At 72.4% G+C, this 17,320-nt stretch carries 16 protein-coding genes; 1 reads left to right on the top strand and 15 read right to left on the bottom strand.

The window, feature by feature from the left end:
- Positions 1-5: 5 nt before the first annotated feature.
- The 10 genes from AB0H12_RS36695 to AB0H12_RS36740 all read right to left on the bottom strand — a co-directional run bounded on the left by AB0H12_RS36695 (position 6) and on the right by AB0H12_RS36740 (position 8,220).
- On the bottom strand, positions 6-1,730 hold the full coding sequence (locus AB0H12_RS36695; RefSeq protein WP_499629183.1) for an ABC transporter ATP-binding protein: 1,725 nt from the start codon (positions 1,728-1,730) through the stop codon (positions 6-8).
- Entirely contained in the window at positions 1,727-2,173 is a 447-nt protein-coding gene (locus AB0H12_RS36700) for a lasso peptide biosynthesis B2 protein (RefSeq protein WP_499629185.1), read from the bottom strand. Before AB0H12_RS36700 ends, AB0H12_RS36695 begins: the two co-directional genes overlap by 4 nt.
- The gene (locus AB0H12_RS36705; RefSeq protein WP_499629188.1) at positions 2,170-2,427 is read right to left on the bottom strand and encodes a lasso peptide biosynthesis PqqD family chaperone; all 258 of its coding nucleotides are present in this window, start codon (positions 2,425-2,427) and stop codon (positions 2,170-2,172) included. Before AB0H12_RS36705 ends, AB0H12_RS36700 begins: the two co-directional genes overlap by 4 nt.
- Positions 2,428-2,439: 12 nt before the next feature.
- Complete coding sequence (locus AB0H12_RS36710) at positions 2,440-4,272, bottom strand: asparagine synthase-related protein (protein ID WP_499629190.1); 1,833 nt, start codon at positions 4,270-4,272, stop codon at positions 2,440-2,442.
- 16 nt (positions 4,273-4,288) lie between these two features.
- Positions 4,289-4,402, bottom strand: a complete 114-nt coding sequence (locus tag AB0H12_RS36715; protein ID WP_498780837.1) for a keywimysin-related RiPP — start codon at positions 4,400-4,402, stop codon at positions 4,289-4,291.
- Between the two features lie 313 nt (positions 4,403-4,715).
- Positions 4,716-5,096, bottom strand: a complete 381-nt coding sequence (locus AB0H12_RS36720) for an STAS domain-containing protein (RefSeq protein WP_499629193.1) — start codon at positions 5,094-5,096, stop codon at positions 4,716-4,718.
- 52 nt (positions 5,097-5,148) lie between these two features.
- The gene (locus AB0H12_RS36725; RefSeq protein ID WP_499629196.1) at positions 5,149-5,568 is read right to left on the bottom strand and encodes a response regulator; all 420 of its coding nucleotides are present in this window, start codon (positions 5,566-5,568) and stop codon (positions 5,149-5,151) included.
- Positions 5,565-7,052 (bottom strand): PAS domain-containing sensor histidine kinase, encoded by a 1,488-nt coding sequence (locus AB0H12_RS36730; protein ID WP_499629199.1) that lies wholly within the window; start codon positions 7,050-7,052, stop codon positions 5,565-5,567. Before AB0H12_RS36730 ends, AB0H12_RS36725 begins: the two co-directional genes overlap by 4 nt.
- A gap of 54 nt (positions 7,053-7,106) precedes the next feature.
- Positions 7,107-7,499 carry an ATP-binding protein gene (locus tag AB0H12_RS36735; RefSeq protein WP_499629201.1) on the bottom strand — a complete coding sequence of 131 codons (393 nt, stop codon included), beginning with the start codon at positions 7,497-7,499 and terminating at the stop codon, positions 7,107-7,109.
- A gap of 70 nt (positions 7,500-7,569) precedes the next feature.
- Complete coding sequence (locus AB0H12_RS36740) at positions 7,570-8,220, bottom strand: response regulator transcription factor (RefSeq protein WP_499629202.1); 651 nt, start codon at positions 8,218-8,220, stop codon at positions 7,570-7,572.
- A gap of 220 nt (positions 8,221-8,440) precedes the next feature.
- Here AB0H12_RS36740 and AB0H12_RS36745 point away from each other — a divergent pair, with 220 nt between their 5' ends.
- On the top strand, positions 8,441-11,332 hold the full coding sequence (locus AB0H12_RS36745) for a hypothetical protein (RefSeq protein ID WP_499629204.1): 2,892 nt from the start codon (positions 8,441-8,443) through the stop codon (positions 11,330-11,332).
- A gap of 82 nt (positions 11,333-11,414) precedes the next feature.
- Here AB0H12_RS36745 and AB0H12_RS36750 read toward each other — a convergent pair whose 3' ends face one another.
- The 5 genes from AB0H12_RS36750 to AB0H12_RS36770 all read right to left on the bottom strand — a co-directional run bounded on the left by AB0H12_RS36750 (position 11,415) and on the right by AB0H12_RS36770 (position 17,209).
- On the bottom strand, positions 11,415-12,596 hold the full coding sequence (locus tag AB0H12_RS36750) for an MFS transporter (protein WP_499629206.1): 1,182 nt from the start codon (positions 12,594-12,596) through the stop codon (positions 11,415-11,417).
- Positions 12,593-13,369 carry a DeoR/GlpR family DNA-binding transcription regulator gene (locus tag AB0H12_RS36755; protein WP_499629207.1) on the bottom strand — a complete coding sequence of 259 codons (777 nt, stop codon included), beginning with the start codon at positions 13,367-13,369 and terminating at the stop codon, positions 12,593-12,595. The genes AB0H12_RS36750 and AB0H12_RS36755 overlap by 4 nt, the downstream gene beginning before the upstream one ends.
- A 63-nt stretch (positions 13,370-13,432) precedes the next feature.
- Positions 13,433-14,926 carry a discoidin domain-containing protein gene (locus AB0H12_RS36760; protein ID WP_499629209.1) on the bottom strand — a complete coding sequence of 498 codons (1,494 nt, stop codon included), beginning with the start codon at positions 14,924-14,926 and terminating at the stop codon, positions 13,433-13,435.
- A 127-nt stretch (positions 14,927-15,053) separates the two neighbouring features.
- Positions 15,054-16,322 carry a multicopper oxidase family protein gene (locus AB0H12_RS36765; protein ID WP_499629212.1) on the bottom strand — a complete coding sequence of 423 codons (1,269 nt, stop codon included), beginning with the start codon at positions 16,320-16,322 and terminating at the stop codon, positions 15,054-15,056.
- A 68-nt stretch (positions 16,323-16,390) separates the two neighbouring features.
- Positions 16,391-17,209, bottom strand: a complete 819-nt coding sequence (locus tag AB0H12_RS36770; protein WP_499629214.1) for a cupredoxin domain-containing protein — start codon at positions 17,207-17,209, stop codon at positions 16,391-16,393.
- Positions 17,210-17,320 lie beyond the last annotated feature (111 nt).

Here is a 17,320-nt window from a genome sequence, read left to right on the forward strand (position 1 = left end):
TCCTCTCACGTCGCGAGTCGCCGGTACAACTCGCTGTCGCACAGCAGTTGCGCCGGCGTTCCCCGTGCCGCGACGCGGCCACCGTCGAGCAGCACCACGCAATCCGCGCTGCGCAGCGTCGACGGCCGGTGCGCGATGACGAGCAGTGCGCATTCGGCGGCGACGCGGGCGACGGTCTCGGCCAGGACGGCTTCGGTCATCGCGTCGAGTTGCGAGGTGGGTTCGTCCAGCAGCAGCAACGAGGGCCTGGTCAGCAGCGCGCGGGCCAGCGCGACCCGCTGGCGTTCCCCACCGGACAGCGTGCAACCGCGGTCGCCGACCTCCGTGTCCAGCCCGGCGGGCAGGCGGGCGACGAGGCCACTGAGGTCGGCGAGGCGCACCACGCGGTCGATCTCGGCCACGTCGGCGCCGGGGTCCGCGTAGGTGATGTTGTCCCGAAGCGTGCCGTGCAACACCGGGGTGTTCTGCTCCACGAAAGCGAGGCGTGCCCGGCACTGCGCCCGGCTCAGCTCGCGCACGTCGCGGCCTTCGAGCAGGATCGACCCGCCTTGCGGGTCGTAGAAGCGCTCGACCAGGGCGAGGACCGTGGACTTCCCCTCTCCCGACCTGCCCGCGAGCGCGACCAGGGAGCGGGGCGGCACGGTGAACGACACGCCGCGCAGCACCGGGCGGTCGGGGTACTGGAACCGCACGTCCCGGAACTCCAGCACCGCGGTCGCCGGAGCAGGCTCCACGCCGACGGGGGAACTCTCCCGGTCGTCCTCGACGGGCAGGGCCAGGACCTCCCACACGCGCTGCAACGCGCCCATGCCGCGCTGGATGGTGGTCACGGCGTGGAACGCCGACGCCAGCGGAACGGCGAGGTAGCTCGCGTACAACAGGAACGCCACCAGATCACCCAGCGAGGCGGCATCGCGCGCGACGCGGACGCCACCCACGAGCAGCACCAGCAGGAGGGTGCCGTTGGCCGCCAGTTCGACGGCGGGGTCGGCGATGCAGGCGAGCCTCGCGGTGCGCACGCCGGAGCGGTAGGCGGAGTCGGCCTCCCGGCCGATGCGCTCGGTCTCCCGCTGCTCCGCACCGCTGGCACGCACGGTCCGGATGGCGCCGAGCGCGCGGTCGAGGTCGGCCGCCATCGCGCCGACACTGGCCTGGGTCCGCTCACTGGCCGCGCGCATCCCGCGCACGGCGCCGACCACGAGCAGCGCGCCGGCCGCGACGGTCACGAACACCAGGACGAACAGCGTGACGTCGAGCCACACCATCAGGGCCACGATCCCGGCCGTGGTGAGGACACCGGTGACCAGGTCCACGAACGACTGGGCGACCACGTCCCGCAGCACGGTCGTGTCGGCGCCGGTCCGGGACACCAGGTCGCCGATCCGGCGTTCGTCGTAGACCGGTATGGGCAGCTTCAGCAGGTGTCCGATCAGCGACCGGCGCAGTCCCAGCACGATGCCCTCGCCCGTGCGTTCCAGCAGGAACCGGCCGAAGGCGCCGAGGAGCGCCTGGGCGACGAACAGGGCGGCGAGGGCGGTGAGGAGTCCCCACGCCGTCCGGCCCGTGCCCGCTTGGGTGATGGCCTCCCGCGCGACCAGCGGCTGCGCCAGACCCAGGACCGCGCCCACCAGCGTGAGCAGCACGGCGACCAGCACGGCCTTCCGGTGGGCGCGCACGAGCCCGAGCAGATCCCTGACCCGCGCGCTCGGCGCGTCGGGCCCGCGGCTCATCCTCCGGACCTCCGCGATGGCGCCGGTGGCACCACGATGAGGCGGATGAAGTAGTCGGCGGGCAGCTGCTCGTCCACCATCCGACCGTCCACCTCGACCCAGGCGTGCGCGCCGAACGGCGGTTTCTTCCGCGCGCCGGTGCACCACGTCGGCCAAGTGCCCGTCATGCGGCACAGCAGCGCCGTCGCCAGCGAACGGGGCAGGCACCCTTGCGGTCCGGCGCACGTGAGGCTGGTCGCGAGCACCGCGTCGCGTGCCCGTTTCGCCTGGGCGTAGGTGGCGGGTCGGGCTCCGCGGCGCAGCACGGTGAGCACGTTCCGGATGCGTGCCGGTGACAGCCGCGCGATCGGACGGACCGCGGCGACCGCCAGTCGCGCGGCCACCCGTCGCGGCAGCGCGATGCCCCGGCGAGGGGGCCGGGTGATGGCGCCAGGGGTGGTCACGACGTGACCAGGTCGGCCGAGCGCAGGCTGTCGAGCAACGTCTCGACGTCGTTCCTCGCTTGTGGTTCGTCCACTTCGAACTGCTCGGTCAGCGCCTGCACCGCCTCGGCGGGCGTGCGGCCGGCCATGAGCAGGCGCACCACCTCCGCGCCGGTCGGGTTGAGCTGCCAGTACTCACCGGTGCGCTCGTCGAGCAGCACGGTGCCGTACTCGGTGTCCGCCGTGGACACACCGTCGCGGATCCGGAGGGGCATGCCGATCTCCCTTCAGGCGGGGGTGGTGGAGCGCGCCAGGGCGCGTAGCCAGACCTCGCAGCCGATGGTCGTGTAGAGGGTGGCCCTGCTCAGGTCCGGTGTGGACGGTCGGACGGCGAGCGCCCGGAGCTGTCGCGCGTCGACCAGTCCGAGGTCGGCCAACCGGGAGTCTTCCCACAACGCCAACAGGTCGCCACGGTGCTCGCGCAGGCCCTCGGCGTCGTCGAGGGCGGATTGGGCTTTCGTGGTGCGCTCCAGGCACTCGTCGGCGACGACGCCCCGCATCGCCTCCTTCAGTACGGGCTTGTAGGCCCACGGGGTGACGCGGTCCTCGGGCCGCACGGACACGAAGGCCTCGATCACGCGGTCGTCCATGAACGGAGACGTGATCGGCAGCCCGGCGCTCGCGGTGATCTGCTCCCAGTGCCGGATGATGCGGTTGCTGCTCCGGATCTGCTCCAGGTCGGCGTGCAGCCCTCTCGTCGGCGCCAGTGGTCGCGCGTCCGCTGCGGCGGCCAGCAGGGCTTCACGCGCCAGGTCCACGGCCTCTTCCGTCACCCACGGGAAGAGCCGGGGCGGCATGCCCCACCCGAGACCGGTAGCGGCGAGGCCGGCCATGGGCGACCGCAGGTCGTCGGCAGCGTCGGCCAGCCAGGCGTGATAGGGCCGGTTGTCGGCCAACGCGCGGATCATCGGCATCCACGGCGAGTGCCACAACGAGCGATAACCGCGCAGTCGTCCGAGCGTGAACAGCGGTCGGCGGCGCATCAGCGTGTGGTGGTAGGCGTCCGAGCACCAGGCGACGTGGTCGCCGCCGATGCCGGTGAGGTGCAGGCGCGCCCCCTTGGCCGCGAGCCGGGGCAGGTGGGCCGACAACCGCGCTTGGTCCATCACGCCGATGGTGGGCTCGTCCACGGCGTCGTCGATGTCCCGCAATCCCGCGTACACCAGGGGAGACCGTTCGGCGGGCAGGCTGTCGTGGACCACGCCGGGCAGGTGCGCGGCGGCGCGTCGGGCCCACGCGAAGTCGTCGTCCGCGTCGTCCAGGCCGGGCCAGGTGAAGGCGATGATCTCGGCGTTCCCCCGGGCGGCGAGGAAGCACACGGACGTCGAGTCCAGGCCTCCCGACAGGTCGCAGCTCACCACGCCGCCTTGCCGGGTACGCGCGTCGACCGCCTCCGCGAGCGCCTCGCCCGCCCGGACGGCACCGTCGGCGATCGACAGCGAAGGCTCGGGCGGCTGCCACCAGCGGGACTGGCGGGTGCGGACGCCGTCCGGCTCGACCACCAGGTAGTGGTCGGGCGCGACCGAACGCACTCCTCGCCACATCGGGGTGTCCGCCAAGGGGTGAGGCACGGGGAACAGCAGCCGCACCGCGACCTGCTGCTCGTCGAGTTCCGCCCCGGCGAGCCCGGCGAGGAGATCGGCGCGATCGGCGACGACGGTGACACCCGCGACGACGGCGTGGAACACCAACCGCATCCCGGAGGCACTGCCCTGGACCCGCAGCCGCCCGTCCACCGAGGCCACGAGGTGGAAGCTGCCGGGCAGCCGACGCGCCAACCGGTCGAGGTCGGCCACGTCGCGCAACCGCTCGGCCTCACGGGTGAGTTCCGCCGCCGTCACCGGACAGCACCCGATGACGGCCAGCCTGGTCCGCCCCGCCTCGGCCACGGTGATCTCGCCGCCGGGTTGCCGGGCCACCAGCCACGGCCGTCCCGAGGCGTGCGTGACGATCAGGTCGGCCGCGCCCCGGAATGGGGCCACGGCGAGCGCGCCCTCGCGGTCCGGCAGGACCGCGAAGCCGACGTCGCCGTGGCCCGGCGTGCGATTCGGCGTCGACATCAACGCGTCAGCGGGGTCAGTTCTTGCTGAAGATGAGGCGGTCCCGGCCGTTGCGCTGCAGCAGGCCGGTCACCTTCGAGAAGGCACCTGAGCGGATCAGGACCGGTGCCTCGTACACGCGCTTGGTCATCGTGTGTCCCTTCTCATGAGGATTTTTCGAGTGGCGCCGTCCGGTGCTTTCGCGAGCCGGTGGACGACTGCGCGCACGTGGCGGCGTCCACGCCTCATCATGTAACCCTCGGCGGCTACCGCACGCCGATCCCCGACAGGACCACTCGTACGAGGAAGATGCCGCCCGTGACCACCGTGGAGGCGCTCGAACGCTTGTGCGCTCGGCGATTCCGGCGAAGGCCCTCGGCTGCGGTCGATCTTGTCGGCGCGGTGTCGACGGGACGACCGCGCGCAGTGCCGACCGTCGGATCAGGCCGACCCGATCTGGCGACTCAGTCCCGGTGGACGCCCTGGGTCGACGCGACCGACGCCAGCGCCTCGTCGACCGAGTCGAACACCGTCAGCAGCGACCCGAGGGCGGTCAGCTGGATCGGCCGCAGCACGGCGCGCCCGGTCGCGACGACCGCGAGGGTGTCGACACGACCGCGGACCTCCAGCAGCAGCGACAAGCCGGCGGAGCTGAAGAAGCTCACCCCGGAGAGGTCGAAGACCAGGGCGGACGGGTGCTCGACCAGCTTCGACACGATGGTGGCGCGGACCTCGGGAGTGGTGTCGATGTCCAGCTCACCTGCCACGCCGACGACGAGGATGTCGCCCTCTCGGGTGACACGGACGTCGAGGATCGGTGAGGGTTGCCCCATCGGCTCGGCCACGACGTCTCCCGGGTGTGATGCGGTGTCGAACCACAGTTGTACCAGGCCGACGCTACGTGCCGGGTAGCGGAGACGCACCCCTGCGACCGTCGCGCCCCAGCCGTCCCAACCGGCGGACGGCCGCCACGATGTCGCTGTTCGACACGCCCTTGACCAGGTGCTCGCCGACACCGGCCGAGGTGAACTCGCGGAACGCCTCGCGATCGGCGAAGGCCGTCAGCGCCAGGATCCCGGTGTTCGGCGACCGGAGCCTGATCTCCCGCGCGGCCCGGCCACCGCCACCGCCGGGCATGCGCACGTCGAGCACGACGACGGCGGGGCAGTGGCGCTCGACCAGCTCGATCGCCTCGTCCGCGTCCCGTGCCACCGCGACGACCTCGAAGTCCGGCTCGGCGTCGAGCACCTCGCGCAACGCGTCGCGGATCATCGGGTCGTCGTCCGAGATCACCACGCTGAGCGTCGGGTCCGTCACGGCTCACCGCCGGGTGAGTCCGGGATCCAGAACCGCACCGCCGTGCCGCCGTCGGGGCCACGTCCCACCGACCACCAGCCGCCCGCGGTCTCCGCGCGCTCGCGCATCTCGATCATGCCGAAGTGGTCGAACGCCGGTCGGTCGGACGGCACGCCCGCGTCGGTGTCGACGCCTGACCCGACACCGACACCGACGCCGTTGTCCGCGACCTCCACCAGCGTGCCGCTGTCGACCGAGGTCAACGACACCTCGACCGCGGACGCCCGCGCGTGCTTGCGGATGTTGACGAGCGCTTCCTGGCAGATGCGGAAGATCGTGATCGCGGACTCGGCGGGCGGCTCCTGGTCCAGCGCGTGCCGCAGCCGGTAGGTCATGCCCCACGGTCCGGCGACGTCGGTGAGGTAGTGGTCGAGGGCCTGCGCCAGGCTGTGCCGGTCGAGTTCCGGCGGGCGCAGCCGGAACACCAGGTTGCGCAGCCGTCCGATGGACGCCCGCACCGCCTCGTCCAGCTGCCGCACGACGGCGGCGTCCTCGGCGGGCAGCCGGTTGGCCAGCAGTTGCAGCCGCATGCCGACGGCGACCATGGACTGGATCGAATCGTCGTGCACGTCCCACGCGATGCGGCGCCGTTCCAGCTCCTGCGCCTCCACGAGGTGGCTGACGAGCCTGCGCTGCTCGGTCAACGTCCGCTCGACCCGTCGGTGTTCGGTCATGTCGCGGGTGACCTTGGCGAACCCGCGCAGGCGGCCCGCCTCGTCGGTCAGGGCGGTGATGATGACGTTGGCCCAGAAGCGGCTGCCGTCCTTGCGCAGCCGCCAGCCCTCGTCCTCGAACCGGCCGACCTCGGCGGCCACTTCGAGCTCGCGCCACGGCTTGCGCGCCACCAGGTCCTCGGGCGGGTAGAAGGTCGAGAAGTGCTCGCCGACGATCTCCTCGGCCGAGTACCCCTTGATCCGCTCCGCTCCCGCGTTCCAGCTGATCACCCGGCCGGTCGGGTCGAGCATGAAGATGGCGTAGTCGATCACGCCCTGCACGAGCAGCCGGAACCGCTCCTCGCTCGCCCGCAGCGCCTCCTCGGCCCGCATCCGCTCGGTCATGTCGCGGGTGACCTTGGCGAACCCGCGCAGGCGGCCGGACTTCTCGAACAGGGCGGTGATGATGACGTTGGCCCAGAAGCGGCTGCCGTCCTTGCGCAGCCGCCAGCCCTCGTCCTCGAACCGGCCGACCTCGGCGGCGACCTCCAGCTCGTACCACGGCTTGCGCGCGTCGAGGTCCTCGGGCGGGTAGAAGGTCGAGAAGTGCCGGCCGATGATGTCCTCGGCCGAGTACCCCTTGATCCGCTCCGCTCCCACGTTCCAGCTGATCACCCGGCCCGTGGGGTCGAGCATGAAGATGGCGTAGTCGATCACGCTGTCCACGAGCAGGCGGTACGCGTCCTCGGCCGGTGGTTCGAGCGTGGGCTGGGCGGGGTGATCAGCGGCCATGGCGTCACTGTGCACGATGCTCTGCCGCGGTGCCACGGGCCGGCGCTCCCGACGTCAGAACGCGACGTCGGCGGTCATCTCGCACCACACGACCTTGCCGCCGCGTTCGGCGTGCGCGCCCCAGGCCGTGGTCAGCTGCTGGACGAGCTGCAGGCCCCACCCGCCGACGGTGGCGGTCAGCCGTGGGCGCGGCAGGACGGGGCTGCCGTCCTCGACCTCGACCCGGAGCCGGCGCGCGTCGCCCGCCAGCCGGATGACGGGGATGGTGGCGGTGTGCCGCAGGGCGTTGGAGACCAGCTCGGAGGCGACGAGCACGACGTCGCCGTGGTCGCCGAGGTAGCCGAGGTCGGTGAGGGTCTTGCGGACGAAGTCGCGGGCCAGGCCCGCCGCTCCCCGGTCGATCGGCGCGCTGAACTCGGCGACCGGGCCAGACACCGAGAGGTCCACGTTCGTACTGTGCGGCATCGGGCGGTCCGCGCCCAGACGCACCGTCACCGCTGGCACTAGTGCAGCTGCACTAGTCGAGCAGGCCGTCGCGGCGGGCGATCGCCACCGCCTCCAGCTTCGACCTGGCGCCGAGCTTCTCCAGCACCCGCTGCACGTGGTTGCGCACGGTGTTGCGGGCGACGCCCATGCGTTCGCCGATCTCGTCCGTGCTCGCGCCCTCGGCCATGAGCAGCAGCGCCTGGCGTTCGCGGACCGTGAGCGGCACCCCGTCGCCCTTGGCGCGGCCGGTGAGCTTGTCCAGCACACCCGCGAGCAGCCCGCCGTTGAACACGACCTCACCGGCCGCCACCCGCAGCACGGCGTCGGTCAGCTCCTCCAGGCGGGCGGACTTGAGCACGAGGCCCGCGGCGCCGGCCTCGGCGGCGCGCGCGGCGACGGACACGGTCGCCTCGCCGGTCAGCACCAGCACCCGCGCGCCCCACTCCTCGAAGCCGGCGATCGCGTCCAGGCCGTCGCCGTCGGGCAGCCTGCGGTCCAGCAGCACCACGGCTGGTCGGTGCTTGCGGACCTCGACCATCGCGGCGGCCACCGAGCCGACCGTGGCCACGACCTCGACCTCGCCCGAGTCCGCCCAGGCCAGCCGGATCGCCTCGGCCACCAGGTGGTGGTCCTCCACCAGGACCGCGCGGACGGGTCGGGACGGGTGGGATGGGTGCGCCATGCTGTGGAGATCCTCGTCGCTGGTCCGGCCACCCACCCTAGCCCTTCCGGGTCAACCCGGTCCGATCACCACGCTCGAAGATCGGCACGCCGTTCGCCGGGGACCTGCCCACGTGCCGCTCAGCCCGGTGGGTAGGTTCCAACGGACCGTCGCGTCTCGTCGACGTGAAACTGTCCGGCCGCCCTCCGGTGGCGTCGAGGGCGGGTCCTAGGCTCGGCGGGTGGCAGGGGGTGGCATGGCGGGCAAGCCGAGTCGGAGTTGGCTGTGGTGGCTGTCGGCGGTGGTGGCGATGATCGTGTCGACGCCCTGGTGGGTGCCGCCGCTGAGCCGGCTGGTGGGCTGGTTCCTGTCGTTGTCGTTGGAGGAGCAGGACCAGCGCGCCGGTGTGATCGGCATGGTGGCCGGGGTGGTGGGCTTGGTGCCCGCCGTCATGGGTCTGCTGGTGAGCCTGGCCGCGTTGCGGCGGTCGCGTGGGCCCGGGAACCGGCCCGAGCCCGCGAGGGCTGTCGGGAGTCCGGTGCGCGACGTCCCGCCGTCGGCGCTGGAGGTCCGGCGCACGCTCAAGCCCCGCCCGTCCGACTCCGGCGAACTGCCACCCTACTTCCTCCGTGCGCACGACGCGCTGTTGGACGGCGTGGTGGCGGGCGCGCTCGCCGATCCCGCGGAGTCGGGCATCGCCGTGCTGGTGAACGGATCGACGTCCGGCAAGTCCAGGGCGCTGTTCGAAGTGTTGCGACGCCCGGTCGGCACGCCCGCCGGGCGGTGGTGGCGCCGGAGGCCGACCAGCCTGGCGCGGGCCGGCTGGCGGATCTGGCCCGCGGGCCAGGTGCTCTCGGCCCGGGACTTCCTCGACCAGCTGTCGGGGGTGGGTCCGCGCACGGTGGTCTGGCTGAACGAGGCGCAGCGGTACCTGATCGACCCGCCGCCGGACGTCGCCTCGGCGATCGCCGCCGGGCTGCGGGCGCTGCTCGCCCGGCCGGAGAGCCGCCCGATCCTGGTGCTGGGCACCCTCTGGCCGCAGTACCACGACCAGATCACCAGACAGGCGCGCGAGGGTGAGCCGGACCGCTTCGCCGACGCCCGTGCGCTGCTGGCCGGGCACACGATCCGGGTCCCCGGTGAGTTCAGCGGCGCCGACTTGGACGCCGTTCGCGCCAGCACCGACAGCCGGGTCCGGCAGGCGGTCGCCGCCGCCGACGCGGCCGGCGGGGGGCAGGCCGCGAAGGTGGCGTTGACGCAGTACTTGGCGGGCGTGCCCGAGCTGATGGACCTCTACGAGCACGCGCCGCCTCATGTGCTCGCGGTCGTGCACGCGGCGATGGACGCCCGCCGCCTCGGCTTCGTGAACGAATGGCTGCCGGTCGAGATGCTCCGGCACGCCGCACCCGCCTACCTGGACGACTGGGAACAACGCGACTACCTGGGCGACCCGGAGTGGTTCGCCAAGGCGGTGGAGACGCTCACCTCGCCCCGCACGGCAGCCGCCGCACGCGTGTTCCACCGCCGGCCGGCCCTGCCCGGGAACGCGGCGAACGAGACCGTCCGGCTGGACGACTACCTCGAAGACCACGGCCAGCGCACCCGCCGGTACCTGGTACCACCCCGGGGCTTCTGGGACGCCGCACGTCAGCACGCCGCTGTGGTGGACGTCGCGTTCCTCGCCATGCACGCCCGCGAACGCCATCGTCTGAGGATCGCCGCCGCGCTGCGTGGTCGTGTCGCGGAGGAGGGCGACCCCGGGCTCGTGGCCATGATGGCGATGGAGTCGGAGCTCCTCGGGAACAGCGGTGAGGCGGAGGAGCTGTACCGCCGGGCGGCCCGAGCGGGTTACCCGCTGGCCGTGATGCGAGTGGACCACTTGTTGCGTCAGGAGAACCGGACGTCGGAGGCCGACAACGCCCTTGAGCGTGTCGCGGAGGCGGGCGACGGTTGGGCGCTGGCGCGTTGGGCCAGGCGTCGGGAGGAACTCGGAGCGCACGCCGAGGCGGAGGAACTCGCGCTGCGCGCGGCCAGAGCGGGCGACCGGTTCGCCCTGGGCAACCTGACGAGGGCACGTGACGAGGCGGGTGAGGCCGAGGGCGCGGAACGGTGCGCGAACCGGGCCGCCGATGCTGGCTTCTTCGAACCGCTGAAGTGGTTGGCGTCGGCTCGGGCTCGACGAGGGGACTGCGCGGCGGCGCGTCGCCTGGCGGTGCGTGCCGCGGCGAACGACCCCGACGTGCTGTGGGAGGTCGCCGACGACCTGGAGGGGGTGGGTCACCGAGCCGAAGCCGAGGAGATGGCCGCGCTCGCCGCGGATGCGGGCCGTCCCGGTGTGTACTCCACGTTGGCGAGGTCGCGGCGCAGAAACGGCTACGAGGCCGATGCCGATCGGCTCGTGCAGCGCGCCGTCGACGCCGGTGACGGGTTCACCTTGTCCGACGAGGCACTGAAGTCCGAGAGGAACGGCGATCACGCCGAAGCCGAGCGACTCGCCTACCGCGCCGCCGACTGCGGTTCTCCTCGCGGACTGAGCGAGATCGCCGCGACGCGGAAGGAAACCGATCCTGATGCGGACGTCGACGACCTCCTCCAGTACGCGGCGGACGCCGGTGATCCGGACGCTCTGGCGTGGTCGACCGAGCGGCTTGAACGAGCCGGTGACCACGTCGGTGCCGAACAGGCGGCGATCCGAGCCTTGGATGCCAGTGGGATATCGGTCGTGGCGACCGGAGCGCTGGTCAAGCTGATCACGCTGCGCGAAGCGGCCGGCGAGCACGACAGCGCCGACGCCCTGGCCGCACGGGGGTTGGGATCCCGCTGGACCGACGGCTTGGTGACGTTGGTCCAGCTCCGGGAGGAGTCCGGTGACCGCAGGGGAGCCGAGGAGTCGGCCTTCCGAGGGCTGGAAGCCGATTATGAAGAAGGTGTGAAGCGATTGATGTACCTCCGCTACGGGGACGGAGAGTGGGACCTCGCCCTTCGGGCCGCCAACGCCGGGAAATCCGGCCTCCTGGTCGAGAGGGCGGAGAGCCTGCGCGACGACGCAGTCGACGAAGAGGCCGCAGACCTCTACGACTGGGTCGTGGAGTTCGGCCTGGAACCGGACGGATCCGCGTCCCCGCGCTGGTGACCGGAGGGGTTCGAGGTCGGTCGCGCCCGGTGGTCGGCGTCGAGCGGGCCCGGGTGGCTGAGCGGCTGTCAGGCGACGCTGGTCAGCGCGACCCGATCTGCTCCTCGGTCGGAGCCGGGCGCGGTGCGAGGACGCCGGCGAAGCCCACCGCCAGCAGGCACAGCCCCACCGGCACGAGGAAGGCAACGTTCAGCGGGATCCAGTGGGCCAGACCGCCGATCAACGCCGGACCCGCGAGCAGACCCACGTAGCCGAGACCGACGACCCGGGCCATCAACGCGCCCGACGACCTCTTGTCCAGGTTGCCCGCGGCGGAGAACAGCTGCGGCACGCTGCCCGAGAGCCCCAGGCCGAACAACGCCCAGCCCGCGAACGCCAACCACACCCACGGCGAGAACACCACGAGCACGAGCCCGAACGCGGCCAGCGCCGCCCCGTACCGCACGATCGCGACCGGCCCGACGAGCGCGGCGACCCGGTCGGTGGCGAACCGGCCCACGGTCATCGCCACCGCGAACGACCCGTAGGCGAACGCCGCCGTGCTGGTGGACGTGCCGAGGACGTCCTCGGCGTGCAGCGCGGCCCAGTCGTTGGCGACGCCCTCGGCGAGCATCATCGCGAACGCGATGGCGCCCAGCAGCCACACCAGCTTGGTCGACGGCTTGGTCGCCGGCGCCTCCGGCGAGGCCGCTTCCGGCTCGGGGCGGCCGTCCACCAGGAACCGGCCGGTCAGCAGCGACACCACGATGGTGAACACGCCGCACGCGCTCAACGTCACCGTCGTGGGCACGTCGGCGCTCAACGTCACCGCGCCGACGACCGCCGCGATCGCGCCGCCGATCGACCACATCGCGTGGAACGACGCCATGATCGGCCGCGGGTAGGCCCGTTCCACGACCACGGCGTGGGAGTTCATCGCCACGTCGATCGTGCCGTTGCCGAAGCCGAAGCACGCCAGGGCCAGGCCCAACGTCCACCACGACGTGGCCAGGCCCGGGAAGAACAGGGCGATGCCGAGGAGCACCCCGGCCGCGGGCAGGAGCTTGCGCTGGCCGAGCCGGTCGGCGAGCGGACCGGCGACCTGCATGCCGACGAACGCCGCCGCGCCGAGCACGAGCAGCAGCCCGCCGAGGGTGCTGTGCGAGATGCCGGTCGCGCGTTCGACGTTCGGGATGTGCACCACCCACAGGCCGACGGCGAACCCGTTGAGGGTGAAGTAGATCCACGTCGCGACGCGTGCGGCGCGCGGCAGGGCGGTCGTCACAGGTTCTCCAGTCGTTCGGCTACGTGCACGAGCACCCCGCGCGCGGACAGCTCGCGGCGCAGGTCGGCGGGGGAGTCGGAATCGGTGACCAGCACGTCCGGCCGGTCGGCGGGGCAGACGTGGGCGAGCGCCGTGCGGTCGAACTTCGTGGCGTCGGCGAGCACGATCGTGCGGCCGGACACGGCCATGGCCTGCTGCTTGACCTCGGCGTCGGCCAGGTTGTGCGCGGTGAGCCCGGCGACCAGGTCGAACGCGCACGGGCTGAGCACGGCGACGTCGAACCGCAGGGCGCGCAGCGACGCCAGCGCCAGCGGGCCGACCATCGCCAGCTCACCGGGTCTCGGCTCACCGCCGGGCAGCAGCAGCCGCACCTCGGGCGCGTCGAGCAGCTCGCGCACCGCGTGCAGGGACAGCGGCATGACGGTGACCGGGCGACCACGCAGCAGCTTGGCCACCTCGACCGCCGTCGTGCCGCTGTCCAGCACGATCGTCTCGCCGTCGCGGATCAGCCCGACGGCCGCCGCGGCGATGGCGCGCTTCGCGTCGTTCGCGGTCGCCGTGCGCGCGGTGAACGGCGGCTCGACGCCCGCCGGGCTGAGCGGCACCGCACCGCCGTGCACCCGGCGGAGCACACCGCCCGCCGCGAGCAGGTCCAGGTCACGGCGGATGGTCATCTCCGACGCGCTGGTGGCCGCCGCCAGCTCCGCCACGGCGACCTGCGCGCCGGAGCGGAGCCGTTCGATGATCACCCGGTGGCGGTCGGCGCTCTTCACGTGAGCAACGGTCGCAAATCATGTGCGTTCGAACAAGCGAATTGTGCTTACGATCGCATTCGGTCAGGTCGAGTAGACCTCCAGCTCGTTGACCCGCACATAGCCGGGCTGGTGGGCGGGGCCCTGCGAGGCGCTGATCCGGACCAGTCGCGAGGTCCGGGCGGGGAAGATGAGGGAGACGCTCAAGGACGTGTTGTCGGTGACGTCCGCGACGGTGACGAACGCCGTGCCGTCCCAGACCTGCACCTGGAACGCCCGGATCGGGTAGCCCTCGCTGGTGTGGACGACGACCCGGCGGACCGCCTTGGCGCTGCCGAAGTCGACCTGCACCCACTCCGGACCGGTCGGCGGCCACGTGCCGGGCGCGTTGGCCCAGCTGTGCGCGCCGCCCAGCAGGGTGTCGCGGACGCAGTCGTTCACGCGCCCGGGGGAGTAGCCGACGTGCGTGCTGGACGCCGACGCGATGCTCGCGCACGCCAGGTTGCCCGTCATGCCGTCGCCGCCCTGGCTGCACGTGGTGAACCGGACCTGACCCGTGTCGTACTCGCGGTGCGTGGAGTCGGCGAACCGCACCACGGCGTGGCCCGCGTTGTCGTCGCGCCGGCTCCAGGTGACGTTCGCGTCGATCGTGCCGCCGGGGGTCGGGATGGACAGGGGCACGTCGACCTGCGGACCGCCGTCCTCCTCGTACCACTGGTAGGCGAGCACGTCGCCGTGCGCCGAGCGGTCCCACGTGGTGACGAAGACCCCGGACGACTGCCACGAGCCGATGTCCTCCTGGTCCACGCCGGGCAGCGCGATCCGGCGCAGGACGGTTCCCGCGGTGGTGATGACCAGCACCCGCATCTCCCGCTCGCCCTCGAACCAGCTGCCGAACGCGGTGCGGTCCGGCACGCGCCACTGGTGCAGGTGCTCCAGACCGTTGTCGCGGCGCGACCCGGTCGGGTCGCACACCGCCTGTCCGCTCACCTCCTCCGCCTGGAGGGCCGGCAGGGCGGAGGTCGGTTCGTGGACCGAGAGCACCCACACCTCCTTGGTCGCGGCGTAGCCCTCGTCGATCGCGTACGGCAGTTGTCGGACGCCGCCGGTGGGGGAGAGGACGTAGCCGGGAGCGCTGGTGGCCCGTTCGTCGGCGGGCGCCACGGTCAGCACGACGTTGTCACCGGTGGTGACGCCCTCGTCGGCGTTGGGGATGTGGATCTGCGGCTCGTAGGAGAAGCCGTTGACGCTCCGCAAGCTCGCGACCGCGGTCTTCAGCTCGACCCACCACGGCTCGTACGGGTTGACGACGTAGGAGTCCTCGGCGGCTTCGACGACCTCCCGCAACAGCGCGTCGGTGTCGCCGTGGGATCGGCTGCCGGCGAGGTAGCGCACGAGCGCGCGGAGTTGACCGTTGGCCGAGGCGGTCAGCACCGGCTGGACCAGGGCTTGCAGCTTCTGGTTGATCACGGTGTCGTCGGTGGGCGCGGCGGCGGCGGGCAGTGGTGCGACGGCTGCGAGCGCAGTGCCGACGAGCAGGGCGGTGAGCGTGGCGGCGATGGATCTTGTGCGTCTCATGGACGAGAACCTCCCCAGGTTTGCGTAACCGCAACGCTCCCGTTCCGGCCGCACGGCCGCCATCCGCCGACCCGGTCGTCCGCACCGCTTCGCCCCGGATCGCCGCCCGGGCCCGGGTTGAGGGCTGTCACCCGAGGACCTCGATCACTCCCATCATGCCCAGGTCCTCGTGGGAGGCGATGTGGCAGTGGTAGACCGTGCGGCCCGGTTCGCCGCGGAACGGGACGGCGATCGTGACCGTGCCGCCCGGTGGGACGTTGACGGTGTCGCGCCAGGCTCGCAGGGGTTCGGGAGCGCCGTTGCGGGACAGGACTTGGAACGAGTAGCTGTGCAGGTGGAACGGGTGGTCGGTGGTGTGCTCGTTGACGACGTCCCAGACCTCCAGCGTGTCCAGGCGGGCCTCCAGGTCCACGCGGTGGTGGTCGAAGGTCTTGCCGTCCAGCGTGAAGTGGTCGGTCCCGGCGCCGCCGAACACGATCCGGCGGCGGCGCGCGGCTTTCGCCTCGTCCAGCGCCTCCACGTCGCGCAGCCGTGCGGGCAGGGCGACGGGCGGCAGGCCCGCCGGCACGTCCAGTGCGGCCAGGCGGAACGCGGTGCTCGCGGCGCCGCCCTCGCCGTAGGCCGAGTACGGCAGCGCGGTGAGTTCCAGGCGACCGGCGACGGTGGTGTCCACCAGCACCTCGGCGCGTTCGGCGGGCGCCAGCAGGACTTCGGCCGGCTCGACCGGCTCGGCGACGAAACCGCCGTCGGTCGCGACCAGGTGCACCGGAGTGCGCTCACCTGATCGCAGCACGCCGACCAGCAGGTGATCGCCGGCGGTGGCGTTGAGCAGGCGTAGTCGGGTCCGGCCGCTGATGGGTGCGAGCACGGGCCGCACGGCGCCGTTGACGCTGATGTCCTGGCCGGTGCGGGTGAACATGAGCAGCCGGTCGTCGCACGACTTCAGCAGTTCGTCGGTCGCGCCGGTGACGACGATCGGTCCGGCCAGGCCGGCGAGCAGCTGTCGTTCGACGTCACCGTGGGCGTGTGGGTGGTACCAGTAGGTGCCGGCCACGCCGTCGGGCACGGTGAACTCCTGCGTGCTCGTCGCGCCGGGCGGCAGGTGGGTCAGCGGTGCGTCCACCGCCGGTGCGAGCGGCAGGCCGTGCAGGTGGAGGCTGCTGTCGGCGTCGAGGTCGTTGCGGAACCCCAGCCGCACCCGGTCGCCTTCGCGGAGCTTGACCAGCGGGCCGGGCGCGGAATCGTTGTAGCGCAGGGAGTTCCCGGCCGCGGTGGCGACCAGTTCGCCGCGCAGCACGCCGTCCGCGCTCGCGTGCAACGGCAGGGTGGGATGCTGGGGCAGTGCCGGGCCGTCGGTGGGCCCGGGCGCGGCGAGGGTCGCACGCAGGAGCGGCACACCGCCCGCGACGAGCGCTCCGGCGGTCAGGCCGCCCGCGATGCGCGGTCCGACGGGACATCTTCCGCTCAGCCATGGTGGTGCGCCCCGTAGGACGTCTCGGGCGCGGCGGCGGACGTCAGCGCGTCCTCGGTGACGGTCAACCGGCCGACCATGCCCTTCTCCTCGTGGTCACCGGCCGCGCAGTGCACCGCGTACTGGCCCGGTCGGGCGTCCACGACGGCGATCCGGGTCCGACCACTGGGCACCTCGATGTCGACGCCCAGCTCGGTGATCGTGAACGTGTGGTTGTCGTCGGTGTCGTTGGTGAACTTGAACGCCACCGGCTGCCCGCGACCGACGCGCAGCTGGGCGGGGGAGAACTTGAAGTTCGTCATGTCCACGGTCGGCAGCGCGGCGAGCTCCTCGTCGGTCAGGGACCCGGTGTCGTCGGACTGCGGCCACACCACCAGCAAGGTCGCCGCCAACGCCACCCCGACGGCCGCGCCACCGCCGAGCCCGACGAGCCGCTCTCCGTTGCCCGCGCTCGGTCGCAACATCAGGACCAGCGACGACACCACTGCCACCCCGGCCGCCGCCACGAGTGCCGCCGCGACCGCGAACGGCGGCACGTCACCGGGGCGGACCAGGTCGAACGAGAGGTCGACCGGCCGGATGAACACGACCAGGGCCGCCACGGCGATCGTCACGACCGGCGCGACCCGGACCCGTTGCCACAGCAGTGCGGCTGCCGCCAGGGGGAGGACCGAGAGGGCCGCCATGCCCGGGTTGGGCCGGCCGGCGAGGGCCAGGAAGGCGATCGCGTTCGCCACCGCCAGCACCGCGGAGGCGGTCAGGGCGGTGGTCGGCGAGGACGTTCGGCGTTCGAGGGCAGCAGGGGCGCTCACGACGGCTCCAGGTTTGTGATTGGTCAGTCACTCACTATTTCTACAGCTCACCGTGCGGAGGGATCCATGTCAAGCGAAGCTGAGAAGGGGGTGTGTACGCCCTGATGAGTG

The organism is Actinosynnema sp. NPDC023794 (assembly GCF_040639675.1).
Taxonomy (GTDB): domain Bacteria; phylum Actinomycetota; class Actinomycetes; order Mycobacteriales; family Pseudonocardiaceae; genus Actinosynnema; species Actinosynnema luteola.